The 19,036-nt window shown below is 54.5% G+C and carries 17 protein-coding genes; 6 read left to right on the top strand and 11 right to left on the bottom strand.

Features of this window, described 5'->3' with window-relative positions:
* Positions 1-146: 146 nt before the first annotated feature.
* From AC3Y2E_RS08395 to AC3Y2E_RS08360, 8 genes are all read right to left on the bottom strand, one after another.
* On the bottom strand, positions 147-1,103 hold the full coding sequence (locus AC3Y2E_RS08395; protein ID WP_379209089.1) for an ABC transporter ATP-binding protein: 957 nt from the start codon (positions 1,101-1,103) through the stop codon (positions 147-149).
* The gene (locus tag AC3Y2E_RS08390; RefSeq protein WP_379209087.1) at positions 1,100-2,092 is read right to left on the bottom strand and encodes an ABC transporter ATP-binding protein; all 993 of its coding nucleotides are present in this window, start codon (positions 2,090-2,092) and stop codon (positions 1,100-1,102) included. Before AC3Y2E_RS08390 ends, AC3Y2E_RS08395 begins: the two co-directional genes overlap by 4 nt.
* A gap of 43 nt (positions 2,093-2,135) precedes the next feature.
* Positions 2,136-3,056 carry an ABC transporter permease gene (locus tag AC3Y2E_RS08385; RefSeq protein ID WP_379209452.1) on the bottom strand — a complete coding sequence of 307 codons (921 nt, stop codon included), beginning with the start codon at positions 3,054-3,056 and terminating at the stop codon, positions 2,136-2,138.
* Between the two features lie 23 nt (positions 3,057-3,079).
* Positions 3,080-4,015 carry an ABC transporter permease gene (locus AC3Y2E_RS08380; RefSeq protein WP_379209085.1) on the bottom strand — a complete coding sequence of 312 codons (936 nt, stop codon included), beginning with the start codon at positions 4,013-4,015 and terminating at the stop codon, positions 3,080-3,082.
* 205 nt (positions 4,016-4,220) lie between these two features.
* The gene (locus tag AC3Y2E_RS08375; RefSeq protein ID WP_379209083.1) at positions 4,221-5,882 is read right to left on the bottom strand and encodes a peptide ABC transporter substrate-binding protein; all 1,662 of its coding nucleotides are present in this window, start codon (positions 5,880-5,882) and stop codon (positions 4,221-4,223) included.
* A gap of 332 nt (positions 5,883-6,214) precedes the next feature.
* The gene (locus AC3Y2E_RS08370; RefSeq protein WP_379209081.1) at positions 6,215-6,610 is read right to left on the bottom strand and encodes a DUF3397 domain-containing protein; all 396 of its coding nucleotides are present in this window, start codon (positions 6,608-6,610) and stop codon (positions 6,215-6,217) included.
* Positions 6,611-6,714: 104 nt separating this feature from the next.
* Entirely contained in the window at positions 6,715-7,668 is a 954-nt protein-coding gene (locus AC3Y2E_RS08365; protein ID WP_379209079.1) for a ketopantoate reductase family protein, read from the bottom strand.
* Positions 7,669-7,900: 232 nt separating this feature from the next.
* On the bottom strand, positions 7,901-8,551 hold the full coding sequence (locus AC3Y2E_RS08360; protein ID WP_379209077.1) for an RsfA family transcriptional regulator: 651 nt from the start codon (positions 8,549-8,551) through the stop codon (positions 7,901-7,903).
* Positions 8,552-8,823: 272 nt separating this feature from the next.
* Here AC3Y2E_RS08360 and AC3Y2E_RS08355 point away from each other — a divergent pair, with 272 nt between their 5' ends.
* Complete coding sequence (locus AC3Y2E_RS08355; protein ID WP_190926498.1) at positions 8,824-9,054, top strand: DUF2626 domain-containing protein; 231 nt, start codon at positions 8,824-8,826, stop codon at positions 9,052-9,054.
* A 68-nt stretch (positions 9,055-9,122) separates the two neighbouring features.
* Here AC3Y2E_RS08355 and AC3Y2E_RS08350 read toward each other — a convergent pair whose 3' ends face one another.
* On the bottom strand, positions 9,123-10,244 hold the full coding sequence (locus AC3Y2E_RS08350; RefSeq protein ID WP_379209075.1) for a class I SAM-dependent methyltransferase: 1,122 nt from the start codon (positions 10,242-10,244) through the stop codon (positions 9,123-9,125).
* A gap of 118 nt (positions 10,245-10,362) precedes the next feature.
* Between AC3Y2E_RS08350 and AC3Y2E_RS08345 the strand changes: the two genes are divergently transcribed.
* A complete protein-coding gene (locus tag AC3Y2E_RS08345) occupies positions 10,363-11,304 on the top strand; it encodes a hypothetical protein (protein WP_379209073.1) in 942 nt (313 codons plus the stop codon).
* A gap of 196 nt (positions 11,305-11,500) precedes the next feature.
* Positions 11,501-12,580 carry a coiled-coil domain-containing protein gene (locus AC3Y2E_RS08340; RefSeq protein WP_379209071.1) on the top strand — a complete coding sequence of 360 codons (1,080 nt, stop codon included), beginning with the start codon at positions 11,501-11,503 and terminating at the stop codon, positions 12,578-12,580.
* A gap of 9 nt (positions 12,581-12,589) precedes the next feature.
* On the opposite strand, the gene AC3Y2E_RS08335 is transcribed toward AC3Y2E_RS08340, so the two are convergent.
* Positions 12,590-13,921 (bottom strand): extracellular solute-binding protein, encoded by a 1,332-nt coding sequence (locus AC3Y2E_RS08335; protein ID WP_379209069.1) that lies wholly within the window; start codon positions 13,919-13,921, stop codon positions 12,590-12,592.
* 208 nt (positions 13,922-14,129) lie between these two features.
* On the opposite strand from AC3Y2E_RS08335, the gene AC3Y2E_RS08330 reads away from it, so the two are divergent.
* A complete protein-coding gene (locus tag AC3Y2E_RS08330) occupies positions 14,130-14,618 on the top strand; it encodes a hypothetical protein (protein ID WP_379209067.1) in 489 nt (162 codons plus the stop codon).
* Between the two features lie 83 nt (positions 14,619-14,701).
* Here AC3Y2E_RS08330 and AC3Y2E_RS08325 read toward each other — a convergent pair whose 3' ends face one another.
* The gene (locus AC3Y2E_RS08325) at positions 14,702-15,571 is read right to left on the bottom strand and encodes an AraC family transcriptional regulator (RefSeq protein WP_379209065.1); all 870 of its coding nucleotides are present in this window, start codon (positions 15,569-15,571) and stop codon (positions 14,702-14,704) included.
* A 382-nt stretch (positions 15,572-15,953) separates the two neighbouring features.
* Here AC3Y2E_RS08325 and AC3Y2E_RS08320 point away from each other — a divergent pair, with 382 nt between their 5' ends.
* Together AC3Y2E_RS08320 and AC3Y2E_RS08315 are read left to right on the top strand one after the other, a co-directional pair.
* Positions 15,954-17,252 carry an alpha-glucosidase/alpha-galactosidase gene (locus tag AC3Y2E_RS08320; RefSeq protein ID WP_332073062.1) on the top strand — a complete coding sequence of 433 codons (1,299 nt, stop codon included), beginning with the start codon at positions 15,954-15,956 and terminating at the stop codon, positions 17,250-17,252.
* Positions 17,253-17,460: 208 nt separating this feature from the next.
* A complete protein-coding gene (locus tag AC3Y2E_RS08315; protein ID WP_379209062.1) occupies positions 17,461-19,035 on the top strand; it encodes an extracellular solute-binding protein in 1,575 nt (524 codons plus the stop codon).
* Position 19,036 lies beyond the last annotated feature (1 nt).

Raw genomic sequence — 19,036 nt, 5'->3', positions numbered from 1 at the left:
ACGTCTTTCGGAACCGTTTCGTTAACGCCGTTCGCAGACCAAAGAAGCAAACGCGCGCTCACGCCGAAAAGCACCCGTCAGCGGCGCCTAAAAGGCCGTTACCGGGTGCTCGCAATCTATTCGGCTTAATACACGACGGTTAATACTCAAGCATAATGGCAAGCCGTAAAATGGCCCGGACGGGCTTCCACCAGCTCCGGCTCCACGCTTGCGCACTTCTCGGTAGCGAGCGGACAGCGGGTCCGGAACTTGCAGCCGCTCGGCGGATTCACCGGGCTCGGCAAGTCGCCGGTAAGCACGATCCGCTCCCGCGTCGCTTCGATTTCCGGATCGGGAATCGGGATCGCGGACAGCAGCGCCTTCGTATACGGATGAGTCGGATAGGCGTACAGTTCTTCGCTGGGTGCGATCTCTACGACCTTGCCCAGGTACATCACCGCCACACGGTCGCTAATATGCTTGACCATCGACAAGTCATGCGCGATGAACAAGTAAGTCAGCCCCATTTTGCGCTGAAGCTCCTGCAGCAAATTCACGACCTGCGCCTGAATCGACACGTCCAGAGCGGATATCGGCTCGTCGCATATAATGAATTTCGGATCAACGGCGAGCGCTCGGGCAATCCCGATCCGCTGGCGTTGTCCGCCGGAAAATTCGTGCGGATACCGCGTCGCATGGTCCGGATTCAACCCGACCAGGTCGAGCAGGTCCTCTACGCGCTTTTTACGTTCGGCTTTGCTGCCGCTCAGCTTGTGAATGTCCAGCGCTTCCCCGATAATATCGGTAATCGTCATTCTCGGGTTAAGCGAGGCGTACGGGTCCTGGAATATCATCTGCATCTCCCGGCGCAGCGCCTTCATCTTCGAACCGGACAAGGAGTAGATGTTCGTTCCGTTAAACTGAACGGAGCCCTCGGTCGGCTCGTACAATCTTAAGATCGTACGTCCCGCCGTAGACTTGCCACAGCCCGACTCGCCTACGACGCCCAGCGTCTCGCCCTGCTTAATATTAAAGCTGATGTCGTTGACCGCCTTCAACGTCTGGCCTTTACCTATATTGAAGTATTTTTTCAAATTGCGGATTTCCACTAAGGGCTGGCTCATTGCGCCACCTCCTTGGCAAGCGGATGCGTCAGCCAGCAGCGGACCTGATGGCTGTCGCTGACCGTAGTCGTCCCCGGATCGCGCTCGGCGCAAATGCGCATCGCGTCGTCGCAGCGGGCGCAGAAGCCGCAGCCGGCCGGAGGTTTGATCAGATCGGGAGGCGTGCCGAATATCGGAATGAGCGGCTCGTCTTTCCGCTGATCGAGCCGGGGCACCGAACGAAGCAGCCCTTTCGTATAGGGGTGCTGCGGGTTTTTGAATATTTCCCACTTCGTGCCGGCTTCCACGACTTTGCCTGCGTACATGACAATTACTTTATCGCACATATCGGCGACCACACCCAGATCGTGAGTAATCAGGATGATCGACGTCCCCAAGTTTTTCTGCAAATCTTTCATCAGCCGCAGGATTTGCGCCTGGATCGTAACGTCAAGGGCGGTAGTCGGTTCGTCAGCGATCAGCAGCGCCGGATTGCAGGCGAGCGCGATCGCAATCATCGCCCGTTGACGCATTCCGCCGGAAAATTCGTGCGGGTACTGCTTGATACGCGATTCCGGATTCGGGATACCGACGAGCTTCAGCATCTCCACCGCGCGGCTGTCCGCCGCCTTCGCACTCATATTCTGATGCTTGATAAGCCCTTCGGCGATTTGCCTGCCGATCGTCATCGTCGGGTTGAGCGAGGTCATCGGGTCCTGGAAGATCATGCCGATATCTTTGCCGCGAATGCGCTGCATCTCTTTCTCCGACTTTTCCAGCAGATCCTGGCCCAGGAAACGGACCTCGCCGCCTTTGATGATGCTGGGGGGCGACGGAATGAGCCGCATGATCGTTTGAGCGGTAACGCTTTTGCCGCAGCCCGATTCGCCTACGATCGCCACCGCTTCCCCCTTGCCGACCTGAAAGCTGACGCCGCGCACCGCTTGAACTTCTCCGCCGCGAACGCGGAACGACACTCGCAAATCTTGTACGTCCAAGATCGGTTCCATCAGGCACTCCTCCCTTCCATTGTTTCAAAAATCGATAAGCCGGTTATTTTTTCATCTTCGGATCGAATGCGTCACGCAAGCCGTCTCCGAATACGTTAAAGGCAAACATCGTCAAGCTGATCAGCACGGCCGGGAAGAACAATCTCCAAGGCATATACATCCAGGACGAAAGCGCGTCGGAAATCATCGTCCCCCAGGAAGCCGCCGGGGAGTTGACGCCAAGGCCGAGGAAGCTCAGAAACGCTTCGGCGAAGATCGCCTGAGGCACGGTCAGCGTCAGCGTCACGATAATCGGACCGGAAGCGTTCGGGATCAGATGACGGAACAAAATCCGCGAGAAGCCGGCTCCCAGCGAACGCGAGGCGAGCGCATACTCGTGGTTTTTGAGCAGCATCACCTGCCCCCTGACGATCCAGGCCATCTTGATCCACCCGGTAATGACCAGTGCGAGTATAATGGTGTACATGCTTGGTTCAAACACGACGACGAACATAATAACGATAAGCAGGTAAGGAATCGAATCCATCACTTCCGAGAAACGGTTCATCGCTTCGTCGATTCGGCCGCCGAAGTAGCCCATAATTCCGCCGTAAATAACTCCGATCAGCAAATCGATCACAGCGGCGAACAGCCCGACACGCAGCGAGATCGAGGCGCCCATCCACGTCCGCGCGAACATATCGCGTCCGAGATCGTCCGTACCGAACCAATGCTCGGCCGACGGAGGCTGATTCGTATTGTTTAGGTCGTTCGTATAATAGTCGTAAGGCGTCATCATCTGGCCGAAAGCGGCCATAAACGCAAGAACGATCAAGATGACGAGCCCCGTCATCGCGAGCTTGTTCGCCCGCAGTCTCAGCCATGCGTCTTTCCAGGAGGACAAACTTTCACGGACGATCTTCTCCCCTTGCCTGCTCTCGTGATCCAGTTTCTCGAATTGATCCGGCGTCACCGTCTCCGGCATGCCTGGGACCGAATGTTCCTTCATCATGCCTTCTCCTTTCCACCGGTCAATTTAATGCGCGGGTCTACGAGACCGTAGGCCACGTCCGTAAAGAAGCGGGCGCTCATCAGCAGCGTTCCGTAAAACAAAGTCAGGCCCATGATAAGCGTATAGTCGCGGTTTTCCACGCTTTCGACGAAATATTTGCCTAAGCCGGGAATCCCGAAAATTTTCTCGATGACGACCGATCCGGTAATAACGCTCGTTGCAAGCGGTCCCAAATAGGTGACAACAGGCAGAATGGCGTTGCGCAAAGCGTGCCTGACGGTAATAACCGATCCTGAAAGACCTTTGGCCTTCGCCGTTTTGATGAAATCGGACTGCAGCACCTCCAGCATGCTGGAACGCGTCAGCCTGGCGATAAAGGCGATCGGCATAAACGATAAAGCGAGCGTGGGCAGCACATAATCCAGCGGCTCGTTTAATCCGGCGACATTAAATAGCGGGAGCTTCACCCCAAATAAGTATTGAAGCAGCGTAGCCATAACGAAGCTCGGTACGGCCACCCCGAGAACCGCAACGATCATGGCGACGTTATCGAGCAGCTTGCGGTGTCTGAGCGCCGCGACGGTTCCCAGAAGCACGCCGATCGTAACCGAGGTTACGACAGCCAGCAGGCCAAGGCGAAGCGAATAGCCGAACGCGCCTTCGATAATTTGGTTGACCGAACGGCCCTGCCATTTCATCGACATGCCCAGATCGAACGAAGCGACATTTTTAATGTACGCGGCATATTGCATATATACCGGCTTGTCCAAGCCGTAATGGGCCATCAAGTTCGCCTTGATTTCAGGCGGTACTGCTTTCTCCGACGTAAAAGGATCACCCGGTATCGCCTTCATCAGAAAAAACGTGACCGAAGCCAGTACGAACAAGGAGATGACTACAAAAACCAGCTTTCGCAGCAAGTAGCGAACCAAATCGCGCACCTCCCGAACAAAATACGAAGCATGTCAACCAGCTTCGGTAACTGTGAATTAGTTAACATAACTCTTTGATTATTGTAAACAATAACGCCTCATTCTGTCCAACTGCAGCATTTTCCATGCCTGCACAAAAAAATTCGGGATATATAAGACGCCCTATATACCCCGAATGGGAACTCCAACCTGTATGGTGACCCGATTATTTCTTCTCGATTGAGCCGTAGATGAAGTTGACGTCACCTTTGTAATCGACGAACACGTTTTTCACGTAATCTTTTTGAGCCCAAATACCGGTGTAGTAATAAATCGGCATAATCGGCATGTCGTTGATCATGATTTTCTCAGCTTGCGCCATCGCCTTCATACGTTTCGCTTGATCGGACGTACCGTACGCATCTTTAATCAGCTTGTCGTAATCCGCGTTCGAATATTTCGAATTGTTGTTGCCGCCGCCGGTCATCATCAGATCGATGTAGGTCATCGGATCGTTGTAGTCCGCTCCCCAGCCTGCGCGCGCAATTTGGAAGTTGCCGTTTTGACGGTTTTTGATATAGACGCCGAACTCCTGCACTTCCAGCTTGACGTCGATGCCGAGGTTTTGACGCCACATATCGACGACTGCTTCCGCAATCTTTTTGTGCGCTTCGCTTTTGTTATAAATCAGCGTAACCGCCGGAAGCTTCGAGTAGCCTTTTTCTTTCATCCCTTGCTCAAGCAGCTTCTTCGCTTCAGCAATATCTTCCTTGAAGTAGTCGTCCTTCACTTCTTCGCGGAACGTTTTGCTTTCGCCGCGGATGCCTTGCGGAACAAGGCCGTAGGCCGGCTGCTGGTCGCCCTGCGTAATTTTCTCTACGATCGCCTTGCGGTCGATCGACATGGCGAACGCTTTTCGGATGTTCGCATTGTCGAACGGCTCCGCTTTCGTGTTGAACTCGTAATAATACGTCGATGCGATCCCTTTAATTTGCAGGTTGATCTTCGGGTCCTTCTTCAGCATCGGAAGCTGATCAACCGGGAATTCGTTGGTCGGACGGCCGGCCCAGTCGATCTGGTTTGTGTTGTACATGTTCAGCATCGTGCCCGGGTCGTTCATAATTTTCATGTTTACTTCGGTCAGCTTAACGTCTTTGGCCGAATGATACTGGTCGTTTTTGACAAGCGTCAACGAATCGTTATGCTTCCATTCCTTCAGCAGGAACGGTCCGTTCGTGACCATCGTAGCCGCCTCGGATGCGAATTTCGGATTCGCTTTCACCGCTTTTTCGTTCAGCGGAATATAGGTGTAGAAGGCAACCAGGCTGAGGAAATACGGCGTCGGCGATTTCAGTTCGACTTCAAGCGTAAAGTCGTCCTTCGCCTTCACTCCGATTTGGGAGGCGTCCGTAATTTTCTTTGTGTTGTATTCTTCCGCATTTTTGATGTAGTACAGCTGGTACGCATATGGAGCCGGAGGCGTCATCCCCGGATCAAGCACGCGCTTCCACGCGAACTCGAAATCGCTCGCTTTAACCGGGTCCCCGTTGGACCATTTGGCGTCTTTGCGAAGGTGGAACGTGTATTTCAAGCCGTCTTCCGAGACATCCCATTTCTCCGCCGCGGCCGGCTTTACTTCGCCTTTTTCGTCCATACGAGTCAAGGCGTCGTAGATCGGACGAAGCACCGTCGAGGAGTTGTTGTCCTGGGCCAGCCCCGGATCGAGTGAAGGTGGCTCGGAAGCGATCAGCATCCGAAACTTCTGCTCGGCAGCCGCACCGTCTGCGCCCGTTTCAGACTTTTTCGTGCAGCCAACCAGCGCTGTTCCCGCAAGCAGAACGATACTCGTGAAAACGATTACAGATTTGTTGAACCCCTTAATCTTCACAAATGTTCCTCCCTGTTCATGAAACTTTTTTTCTCTACCTTTTGTCATACACGAAATAATATACTTCCCTCGGAGTCAAAAAACCACGCATTATATTGAACGAAAACGTGCAATATATTGATCTTGACACCGCTTCTTTCTTTACTGCACAAATGGCGAAAATCGTTGAAGCGTTAAACAGTGCAAGCTTTTCAGCGTTAAAGCGGGACATCTTTTCTCCTTTTTAAGTTCCCCCGCAACGGCTAAAATATGTAAAGCAAAGCAAAAAAGCCGCTTCTGCAATCACGCGGATTGCAAGAAGCGGCTAACTGCGGCTAACGCTGCGGAACGGGTTAAACGGATACGATCGATTTGATAAGACCGACGACCAAAAACAACAAATAAACGACGCTTAGGCAAAGGAAGCCGAGCCTCCATAACAGCCGGACGATTTTCATATGGTCCAGCTTGCCTTTCATCCGATACTGGAAATTGCCGACAAGCCCGTAGCCGATTAAAAAGAAAAGTAAAATTAGAAAAAAGCCGAAGCCGGAGTGAAAAATTTGCAAAAACATCGCGTGAACCGAACCGATGAGCAGCAAAGTCGTTACGTCCATCGCCAGCTTCGTCGCTTTTTTGGTGTCCCTGCGCCAAAGATATACTCCGATCCACAGGATGAAAAACCATAAAAACGGCACTGCGGCGGTAAATGCGTAAATATGTATGAGTACGTTCAATAATCCGTCCAACCTACACCACCCGGAATCATGATCTTTTTCCGAAACGTACGTGTAACGTGTTATCGTCGCTTTATCGAGACATCGTCGTTCAAGCAGCCGGAGGAAATCCGGAATTATGTATTTGCCGGTTCCGCCGGTTCCGCAGCTTTTATGAGACGGTATACGGTTTCATGATGAGGCATCGGCACCCCGTGCCGCGCGCCTGCTTCCAGCATGGCTCCGTTAATCCAATCGATCTCGGTGATTCGCCCCTCGGAGACGTCCTGCAGCATGGAGGAATGGTTGCCGGCCGTCTTGGCGCATACATCAAGCAGCTGCTCCCATACGTCGTCGCGCGTGCGGATGCCTGAAGCGTTGGCGGCTGCCAGCCCCTCATCCAGTAGATCGCGCATAAGTCGGCGCCTCTCCCCGGACGCCGGAAGCTCTCCGTTGCGAAGACGAAGCAGTGCAGTCAGCGGATTGATGACCGAGTTAATAAGCAGCTTATTCCATACAATCTCTATCATTTGGTTCGACAGGAACGTACGAAATCCTGCCTCATTCATCGTTTTTTCAAGCAAATTTTGCTCTTTTCCCCCAATATTCGGACCTGCATGTCCGATCGTCGTCCATCCTCGTCCGGTGTGCGCAACCTGGCAAGGAGACAGCTTCTTCGCGCCTTCCGTCGTCACCGCCAAATAAATGCGCGCCAGCGGAAACCGCTCTTTCAGTTTCTCGACATGACCGATTCCGTTCTGAAAACATACCAGCTTCCCTTGCTCCCCCAGCAAATGATGCAAAGTGTCCAGCAGCGGCTCCGTAATATGCTTCTGCTTCACCGTCAGAAACACCCAATCGTAAAGTTTCTCTGCGCCGTCCGGCAGCGGTGCGGTCTTATTTTCATAGGAATGTGCGCGAATAGCGACACCCCTCTCCCCTCCGCCATCCAGCAATTGAATACCCGTTTCGTTCAGCAGCTCCGCCTGCTCTTCGGTACGGGTGATTAGCGTCGTATCCGTCCCCGCGGCAGCCAGTCTGGAAGCTACCAGCATTCCTATCGAACCCGCGCCTACGCATGCGATTCTCATATCCGTCCCCCGGCCTTTTTCCGCTACTATACCATATTTTCGGAAGGAAACAAGGATAAACGCCTACCGGCGTCTTTGACGCTGGCGTTTCCGGGATTTAGAGCCACTTCCACGATATACGGTCTGCTAAATCGAAAAAGCCCGCGGCGGGTTAAACCGCTGCAGGCTTATTGCTCGATCTTCCTTATATTGTCCGCATGCGCTTCGTTTCCCAGCATCGCGTCTGCAAACGTCAATCGATCCGTTCCAGGTTTCCGTTCGCATCCATCTTAAACCGCGTCTTCTGCTCCTCTTCCTCTTCTACGAGAAAAGCGAGCTTGCGGGCACGGTCCATAATTTGAATAAGCGCCTTGTAATCGTCATTCACGACGCGGTAATCGGTCTGCACATTGTTGATTTCTTTCCCTAGCTGTTCCTTGTCGCGGCGCAGATCGTCCAGCTCTTCGTCTTTTTCCTTCAGTTCTTTTTCCAGATTGCGGATCTGTCTGCTCATCTCCTGATACGTTCCTTTCCACTGGCGCAGGAAACGAATGACCGCATCGATCGAGATGGACTCCTCCGTCACCGGCTCGTGTCTGGACGAGCCGATATCCGCCGTATCCAGCGTAGCTACGGACGTTACGGCCGAGCCTATTCCGGCTTGCTTCCGGAACTGGTTCCGCTTCTGCCGTTGAGCCTTTGCGATCGAGATCGCCGCATCGTATTTTTTGCGTACACAGCTGTTCCACCGAAACCCGCAGGCAGCCGCCGTTCTACCTATCTTTTCCCCTACTTCTTCAAAGGCCGCAAGCTGCGTACTGCCTTCGCGGATATGGCGAAGCGTCACCTCGGCCAATATTAGATCGTCTTCCTCGCTCCATGCGTCTTGTCTGACTACAGTCATCAACGAAAACCTCCCAACACAAACTAATATCGCCACTAACTTATTTCTATGCCCAAACTAGAGTTCATAGAATCTATTTGATACTATTTGGTATTACCATTTTTTGTGGCGCTCATACATGTTTTTTCGGACAACCGGTTATGCTAGAACCACCGGGTTAAAAAGTTTGCTAATTCGTCACGTTCTCCGGTTTACAAGTCGAAAAGGTTGCAGGTATAATGGACAATAGGGTTTTGCGTTTATTGATCGTTCAACAGAGAGGGGGAGTAATGGTGGCTCGCATGTTCAGAGTGCTCGGCTTTTGGACGCTCGCGATCGGTCTGATGGCACTAGCCGGCGACATGAAGGAGATGGCGCTGCTGTTCTTTTTCCAAACCGCCGCTTTTGTCGTTTTGGGGTATATGAATTTGTCCGAACGTACGTACATTATGATTTTCTGGGGATACATGGTTCTCTCCTTCTTAGGGTTTACGTACTGGTCGTTTTTCGAGATGGAGCTTTAATCCCCGCTTCGCAAGTAAGCGAACAAAAAAAGGTGAGCTTCCGGCGTTTTACGTACATAACCGGGAGATCACCTTTTTTTCGTTTGCACCAAAACTTTGAACAACTCGCTCATCGAATCGCTGACGAGCAGCTGGCGAACCGCACGGTTCCGTCTCGCCTCAGGCCCAAACGGGTCTTGACCGTTATGAGCTACGAGCAGCTCCAGCACCCCTTCGTCGATCAGAAACTGCTTCTGCGTCCTTAGCGACCATTCGCCCGCCCCTGCTTCCGTACCCGCCCGTATGCAAGCCGTAAAGTCTACATGAGAAGTCATATCCTGCTCGCCCGGGTACGCATACGGATCATCGAACGCCTGATGTTTCCTGTAGCATAGAAACGTTCCCTGCATGCGGTGAGCGCTGTACAGCTCCTCGGCGACATCGCCGTAATCGATCGTAACCAGCATGCCTTCCCGAAGTCCCGATAGGATGCGTTTCACCCAATCGGCCGCCTCCGGATTCACGTCCACGATCTGACGCTCGCGGACCGGCACCGATTCCCGCTCGATATAAGAAGCCGCCCGGCTGCCGGCAGCCAGCGGAAACAGCCGCGTCACAAACTTGCCGGACTCTTCGCTCCAGCCGACGAACCATTCGTACAGGCTCCCGTCCTTGCGCTCGATCCGGTGTACCGGGAACGCGTCGAGCAGTTCGTTCGACAGCACGATCGCCGGGCCGTTCTCCAGCATCTCGTACGATTGTCCGGGCGTTACGTGTTGCACCGCCGGATGAGGACTCAATTGCTCGGTCTGCAGCCGCCTATGGAAAGGACTGCTCTCCACCATCGCATATGTCAGCCGGTCGTACAAAGATTTACTGCGCTTTGCGACCGTATCGAGGATATGGCCGGCCAGCCGGCCCGTACCGCCTCCCCATTCGACGATCGTCAGAGGCGTATCCGCATCGTACCGCTGCGCTTGCTTGATAATAAACATGCCCAGCACTTCGCCCATAATCGTTCCGATCGAGGAACTGGTGTAGAAATCTCCGTCCTTGCCCACTTTGACCGTATCGCGGCTGTAATAACCGAGAGGATCATGGTACAGGCACAGCTCCATATAATCGCGAAACGATAGGGCCGAACGGGGACTATCGCCGATTCTCGAACGGATGATCGGGATCAACGGACACGGTCCGGTTAAGTCCGTCACGGTATGCGGCCTCCTTCCTGCTTCTGTAAATGGCACTTGTTGCGTACAGACAATCGCCCGATATCCGAGTATAATGAGAGCGATAAACTTAGGAAAACCCGCAAAGGAGGAGACATCGATGAACAAAAAGCTGCCGTTCCTCCCGGTCGTATTGGCGGCTGCCGCCCTGCTGTTCTCCGGCTGCTCGGACGGAGTCAAGGAAAAAGAAGCGGTGCAGCAAGCGATCCGCAAGCAAAGCGAGATCCAGCATTACCGGTTCAGCGGCAGCGGGACGTTCGGCTGGGACACCCCTGAAGCCGCTGCTGGCGGTTTATCCAATCCGCTTACCGCAGCGCTGGCCGGGGCTGTCAACGGCGCTGAATTCAAATGGTCCGGCATAGCCAGCTACAACCCGGTGCGGCTGGAGACGAACGTACAGATGACAACCCGGTTGGGGAATTCATTTCAAATTCCGTTTCTTATCAAGGATAACAAAATGTACGCGCAGATTCCACTTTTGAACAAGAAGGACGAATATTACTCGTTTGATCTGGCAAAGCCCGCCGGGGGTTCCTCTTCCGGTCCGCTGTCGCCCGAAGCTCTGCTCCGCTCCCAGGAAACGATGACCCGGCTGCTGGATTCGCTTCTGTCCGGAGTCGAGCCGAAGTGGTTTAAGGAAGATACGCTCGATGAGCCGGGGGCGTTCAAGCAGTATTCGATCGAGATTACAGAAGCCAACGCGGCCGAACTGTCGAAGCAGATGGGGGCCGGACTGGACGGATGGACCGGACAGCTGCAAGCGATCACGGGCGGCACATGGAGCGGCCCGCCAAAGCTCGCAGGAATGCAGCTTCAAGCGCCGGGCTACATCCGGCTTCGGATGAATCCGGAGTCGTTTCTCGAACAGATCTCCCTGGATCTGAACGCCTTGCCGGCGGCCTCGTCGCCTGCCCCGGGAACGTACCGGTTCAAGCTCGATTACAGCTTGTCGGACATAAACGAGCCTATTTCTTTTGAACAAAACGTCCCGGCTGCCGTAAAGCCGTTTGAAGATCTATGGAAGCTGCTTCCCAGGAAGTGAGCTTCCGATAATGCGCATCGCAACGCAACGCAGCCCAGCCCAGCACAAATCCCTGTACCTTCCGGTATGGGGATTTGCCGTTCCATACGCCCGCTGTCCCGCGAAGCGGAACAACTTCCATGTTCACCAAATCGGGAAGCATAAAACGCCGCTCCCTCCGATACATTTAGTACGGATAGGACAGGGGGGACAACCGATGCCGAATATAGTTCGCCGGATGGCGGCGATCGGACTGGCCTGCTCGCTGCTTTTCTGCGGGAACGGCTTCGCTCTGGCCGAGCCAAGCGTCAGTGCCGACAGCCTGCTGCTCGGGAAAGGATTAACCGTGTACGAGCTGGACCGTGAGATCGAAAGGCTGACGGACGAGGAACACAAGCTGATCGAAACGCTTGAAGTGACCGGTCGGCTGGCCGAACAGACAAGCCGGAAGCTGGAAGAGAAAAAAAATCAGACCGGATCGGTCATCCGGTCTTATTATACAGGACAGCGGCATTCGATCTGGCTGACCGTGCTCCGCGCGAGCTCGCTTCGGGACGCTTTGTACGTCTGGGAGCAGCTGCAATTCATCCTCTCCCGCGACCGCAAGTTCATCTCCGACTACCAGGAACAGTACACCGCCTACAGGCAAGCCGCAGCCGAGCTGGAAGAGGGCCGCCGCTTGCTTGCCGATACGCGGAACGCCTACGAAGCGGAAAAGGCGAAGCGGACAGAAGCGCAAAAGGAAGTCGACCATCTGCTGGCAGGCCACCCCGACAGATCGCGGCTCGAAACCGAACTGGCCGATATCCGCTTGCAGTGGGAACAACGCGGGCTTCCTTTGTTCCGCTCGTATTTCGCCGCCTTGGCCGAAGTGATGACAAAGCTGCCGGAGCTGATCGGACAAAACGGCAAAATGGTCTCGATGAAAGGACTGAACCCGACTATCGTCATCGGCGACGGCGAGTTAAACCGGTTTATGCAGGCGAAGAGCAAGGCGCTGCACGGTTTTTCGTTTCTGTTCGAAGACGGGGCGATCGCAGCCGGAGGTACAGCCGACGAAATCAAGATCTCGCTCAAAGGACGGTATGTAGCCGAGAATAAACCTGTAAACGCCATTCGTTTTTTCATTGACAGCTTATCGTTTAACGGGTACGCGATGCCCGAATCTACCGCAAAGTCGCTGGAGCGGCAATTCGATCTCGCTTTTTATCCAGGCAAGATCGCCCCGTTTATTCAAGCGACCGACGTAACGATCAAAACTGGCGAAATGACGATTTCCTTGAAGCTCAGCCTCTGAAGGTAAGCTTTACTTGGAAGCGGGACGAATCGTCTCCCATTCGGCTTCGGTCCGTTCCGCGAACGTCCGGAGCGGCTGCTCGCCCTTCCAAAGCAGATCCAGCTGGGTTTCAAGCGCCGTCAACTGCTTCACCCGCTGCGGAAAAGCCGGCGTCGGTTCATTATTGTCGATAAGCGCGGCGATGCTCTGAAAGCCGGCGTCATCCCGGATTCCCGTTAAATAGGCGTTACGCTGCGCCGGCAGCACACCGGCGGTTCGCCAGAAATGAAGCGCGGACGGCTGGGAGATCCAGTCACGGATCAGCTCGAACGACTCCTTGGCAGCCTCAGACCGGGCGGAAATCGCGAAGCTTCTGCCGGATAGCCAAGGCGTCAGCCACGTCTCTTCCCCTTTGGGAAACGGGATTTTCGCCATCGTCTGAACGGCCGGAGAACCGTTTTGCTTCCAGTCGGAGAAGGTGGTCAAATAACCGGCGATCTTGCCCTGCGCGAGCAGCTCCCACGGTTTCCACGTCGCGCTTTCGTAAGGAAACGATTTTAATAGCGCTTTCGCGTCTTCTTTAGCCCCGTCCGGCGCCGTCAGCAGAAAAGCTTCCAGCGATTTCAGCACAGCCGGGTCGTTCAGCTTCACCGGGTATTGCTTGGAAGCGGTTTTGCCGCCGCCCAGAATGCGCACCATCGTCGCAAACAGATGTCCGTCGGACGCGGGAATGTAGATTCCGTACTTGCCTTCCTCCGGTTTATGCAGCTGCTTGTGGAGCGAGACGAGCTCCTCGGACGTTGCCGGAGGTTTCTCCGTTCCCGCATCAGCCAGTCTTTTCGTATGATAAACCAATACGGGGGCATCCAAATCTTTGGGAACCCCCCATACGTATCCGTTCCATTTCACTTGCGCCAGCGCCTGTTCCATTTGCTGGGACTGCAAATCCTGGGCAAGCATCGAATCGACGGGCAGCAAATAACCGAGAGCGGCGAATTCGCTCACCCAGCTATTATCAAGCAGCATAACGTCGGGCGCTTCCCCGAGCTGTGCCGCTTTTTTCAGTTTGGCGTAAACCGTATCGTCCGGCACGTTCTCCAACTGGATCACGATGCCCGGATGCGCTTTTTGATACTGCTCCTTCAGCTGCTGCAGCAGCTGGAACTCTTTAGGCGGCATGGAGACGGCTACTTTCAGCTGTTTCTCCGCATCGCTCGCCGACGGGGGCGTATGATCGACCGGATTGCCTTCCCCTGCGCTCGGTTTGGACCGGTCGACCGATCCGCCGAACAGCACGGAGACGAGTACGACGGCGAAACATACCGCGGAGCCGAGCAGCAGCCACTTTTTATGGCGGAACAAGAGGACATCCCTCCTTCGGATATGCAGACAGCGAAAAGGTTGCTAGTTCAAAAGCCTTATTTTTATCTATACTATATCAAAAAAGCGCTTTCGTGAACTCTTTTTCATGCGTTTCAAAAAAACGATACAATTTCTTCCTCGCATTCGACACGGAAATGGCGGATTGCTACAATGGGAAAAAGCCAGATTCAGACGGAGGGGGGATACGATGCGGAAATACGGTGTGGAAGTCCAGCTTCCCGAAGGCACAAAGCCGGACGAATACGCCGGGTTCGTCCAAGCATTGGCGAATCACGTACGATTGTCGGACCGGGATAAGGAACTGCTGATTGTGGATGAGCAGCGGGAGTGCGCGTTATTGACGGAGCTGATCGAGGAATACGAATTCGAGTACGAGCCCTTCGAGCTGCTGAAGCTGCCGGAGAAGGCCGAGGTGACTCCGCTCTTTGAGGATTACGGCTTCGTATCGCTGTCCGGAGGCTGCTATTTGTACGGGCATCTGTGCGCCGTATACCGTTTTGCCGAATCGGACGGACTTGCCGAACCCGCTCAGGCGGCGGCGCAGATGGAGGAGCATCTGATCGCCCGTTTTCCTTATGAAGGAAGCGCGCATTATGCAGTCGACCGATCGCTTAACGAACTGATGCACGGCATCGCCAAGGCGTACGGCTGCCGCTTGCAATTCGTCCGGGAGTAACCGGCACGGCGATTCGGCCCTTGCAGCCGGAAAGCGGAGGAGCACTACGTTCCCCCGCTTTTTTTGGCGCGTCTTCGGCCCGATCAGTCCTTGCAATCGTAAAAAGACTTTCCGTCCGCTTCCTGCCGGTATTCCGTCGGAGACCGGTCGAACCATTTCTTGAACTGCTTGGAGAAATAAAGCGGGTCGGTAAAGCCGACCGATGCCGCCACCTGCTCCACCGTCAGCTTCTCGCGAAGCAGCAGCTTCGCCCGCTCCATGCGAATTTTCAGCAGAAAATGCATCGGGGTCATCCCGGTGTACTGCTTGAACATTTTGGATAAATGCGTCCGGTTGTATCCGAGCGACTGCGACATTTTCTCGATCGAGATCGGCTCGGCATATTGCACGGTCAGCCAGCGGATCGTACGCTCGACCTGCTGCTCGATCGGCGTCCTCTTCCCGTCCGCACCTTCGGACCGGTACGCCTCGTCCTTCCTGTACTCAGCCAGCAGCATCCGCAGCAGACCGCCGCTTCGCAGGTCGACGCCGGGGTCCGCCAGCTCCAGCGACCGCTCGATCTGATGAAACAGCACCGCAACGCGCCGATGGCGCGAAGGTCGTGCTACCGGACGATGCTGGGAGATATCCGCCGCATTCAGCAGCTCCTCGGCGATATTCCCGCGAAAGCCGACCCACCGGTACGTCCACGGATCGGCGTCGTCGGCCGTGTACCGGATGAGCTCGCCGGGGAAAATGAAGAAGCTGTCTCCTTCCTCGAGCTCGTATGTGCGCCCCATGCATTGAAACGTGCCTTTTCCCGACATCACATGGTGGACGAGGAAATAATCGCGCACCTGCGGACCGACATTATGGGCAGGCGCCGTCTGCTCTCTTCCGCCGAAAAGGACGGTCAATTCGCCTTTGCCCGGCAGGGGATTCACTGACGTCGAATGACGTTCCTCCATGTTCATGGCCGTGCGCTCCTTGTTCGTTTTCTGAATCGGTGAACCTCTCTTCTATTGAAAACGAAGCGCCGCCACAAATCAAGAGGCTGCCGGGGCACGTTCGAAGGAAGCCGCATTGTTCCATAAGCAACACGCTTTTCTCCATATTTTTTTTGACCTCCTGACTTTATAGTTGCTTATAGAGGTTGTTCAAAAAGTCCGCTTTTGATCACGAAGCAGATCAGGAAGCCTGCTCGGCATCGAATATGGAATTCAGCCGGAACTTCCGGTGCTCACGTAGCTTCACTACGCTCCGCTCCTCATTTCCTAGCTTCATCCCATCTTCTCGGTGCTGAAAACCGGACTTTTTGAACTCGCATTTATAGAACAAACAAGGAGGAATTGCAAAATGCCGAAAATTACTTTCATCGGAGCAGGCAGCAGCGTATTCGCCAAAAACGTACTGGGCGACGTCATGAAGACTCCCGCTCTGCAAGATTTTGAGATCGCGCTTCACGATATCGACCCGGTGCGGTTGAAAGATTCGGAGAACATGCTGAACAACTTGAAGACGACGTCCGGCAGCACGTGCCGCATCATCTCGTACGCCGACCGCCGGGAAGCTTTGCGCGGCGCCACCTACGTCGTTAATGCGATTCAGGTCGGAGGTTACGACCCTTGTACGATTACCGACTTCGAAATTCCGAAAAAGTTCGGTCTCCGGCAAACGATCGCCGACACGCTCGGAATAGGCGGCATTTTCCGCAATCTGCGCACGATCCCGGTGATGCTGGATTTCGCTAAAGATATTCGCGAAGTGTGCCCCGACGCCTGGTTCTTCAACTATACGAACCCGATGGCCGTTCTGACGAACGTGATGAATACGGACGGCGGCGTCAAAACGGTAGGTTTGTGCCACAGCGTCCAAGCCTGCATTCCTCATCTGTTCAAGCCGCTCGGAATCGATATGGAAGGCGTGCAGGCGAAAATCGCCGGCATCAACCATATGGCATGGCTGCTGGAAGTAACGAAGGACGGCGTCGATCTGTATCCGGAGATCAAACGTCGCGCCGCCGAGAAACAAAAGGAAAAACATGGCGATATGGTTCGCTACGAACTGATGTTCCGGTTCGGCTATTATGTCACCGAATCTTCCGAGCATAACGCGGAATATCATCCGTACTTCATCAAGCGCAACTATCCGGAGCTGATCGAACGATTCAACATCCCGCTCGACGAATATCCGCGCCGCTGCGTCCGTCAGATCGAACGCTGGAAGACGATGCGCGAAGAACTCGTCAATAACAAAAACATCGAGCATACGCGTTCCCACGAATACGCTTCGTATATGATGGAAGCGATGGAGACGAACAACCCGTTCCGCATCGGCGGCAACGTAATGAACACCGGTCTGATCACCAACCTGCCGAAGGAAGCTTGCGTCGAGGTTACCTGTCTCGTCGACCGCAACGGCATCACGCCTACGTATGTGGGCGATCTGCCTCCGCAGCTGGCGGCGCTCAACCGGACCAACATCAACACCCAGCTGCTGACGATCGAAGCGGCCCGTACGCTGAAGAAAGAGCATATTTACCATGCGGCGCTGCTGGACCCGCACACTTCCGCGGAATTGTCGATCGACGATATCGTCGCGATGTGTGACGCGATGATTGAAGCTCACGGCGACTGGCTGCCGAAATTTAAATAAGCGTTGGCGGATAAGGCTGTCTCCCGGGTTCCTTCCCGGTGGGCGGCCTTTTTTTGGGGCATCCCGCCGACCAGCCTCCACGCCCGGATTCAGCCCGGCCGCTCCCCCCTCCCCGAAGCGGCCCGCCCTTGAAGAAACTCTTTATTTACTTGGCTTGAACAAGTAGTATTAGAGGAAGAAACGTGATGCAAGAAGGGGAGAAAACCAAGTGAAAGCTGCCAAATGGGGGATCGCGGGATTGGCGCTTCTCGTCCTGCTCGGAATCCTGGTCTGGCTAAAGCCGGGAATGGCCGATACCGGCCGGCCGGTATCGGGCCCGGACAACCCGGAGGAGAAGCTGTCTCTGCACTTTTTTATAAGCGGCGCTCCAGGTTCGCACCTGCCTCCGCCCGAAGACGATTTTATCCGGCAAGCGATCGAAGCCAAATTCAACATCGATCTTACCGTAACGGCCATGCCCCCGGGCGACGAATACAATGCGACCTTGGCTTCTCTGCTGGCCGCCAACAATCCTCCCGATATGTGGCTGAATATCAGTCCGGACGGCGGAGCCAAATATACGCTGGACAATGTTCTGGCGGACATGACTTATTTCGTGACGCCGGCGACGATGCCGAACTATTTCAAATACTGGATGAACGAGCAGGAACTTCGTGAATATCAGGTGCATAACAAATTTGCGAGGGCCCCGATTCCGTATGACAAAAAAACGTACCGCGCCTATTACATCCGCCGCGACTGGTTGTCGCGCCTCGGCTTGGACGTTCCGCAAACCTACGATCAATATGTCAACGTTCTTCACGCGTTTACCTATAAAGATCCGGACGGGAACGGGGTCAACGATACGTACGGGTTCACGACGGCCGGCGCCGGAACGGGCATTTCCTTGGATTGGCCGGAATACGTCAAGAACGGGCTCCTCTTCCCGGCATATTTCGAGAACGACAAGCTGATCGACATGCAGATGGATTTGCGGGTCGGGCAAGTCGTCGAGGATATTCTGAAGATCCAGGACGCCGGCCTGGTCGACCCCGACTGGTTTCTGTACAAGGACAATCAGCATGTGGACAAAGCCGTGCAAGGCAAGGCGGGAATCGTCCTCGGCGATTCGCTGGAATTCGCCCTCGATTCCAATCCGGAGAGCCTGCAGACGCGGAGCCGCGCGATTGACCCGAACGCCGATTGGGTGCCGTTTAATCCGTTCGGCAGTCAGCCGCTCCGCACGGCGGCGGCTCCGGGTTATCCGTTCGTCTTCTCCAATAACGCCGCAGGCCTGAATCAGGAGAAGCTCAAAGTTACCGCCCAAATCCTGGACTGGCTGGCCGGCGAGGAAGGCTTCCTGCTTACGCACTACGGGATTCGGGATCAGCATTACAAACGGGACGGAAACACCATTACGCTGTTACCCGGCATGCTGCGGAATGAAACCAATACCATTCAGAATCTCCTGAATATCTGGAGCTTCTTTACGCCGAATACGCCCGAAATCCTCGGACTTGCGATTGTGGACCCGCGCATTACTGCACGGGACCGGACCGTGATCCGGACGATCACTACTATCCCGGTATATGAAGGACTGGGGACGATCCTAACCCCCCCGCTGGGCATTAATGTGGAAAAGATGCGCACCCGCCAAAACGAGCTCCAATTGAAAATGTTGTTCCAGGACAAATCCGGGAAGCACTGGCCTGAATATCGCAGGCAACTGATGAGCTCTTATGAGGGAGAGAGCATCTTCCAGCAGTATGAAGAGAAAATTCGCGCCGCCCGCAAAAATCGGTAAG

The sequence above is a fragment of the Paenibacillus sp. MAH-35 genome, assembly GCF_058135425.1.
This window is presented reverse-complemented; position numbering and strand designations above follow the sequence as displayed.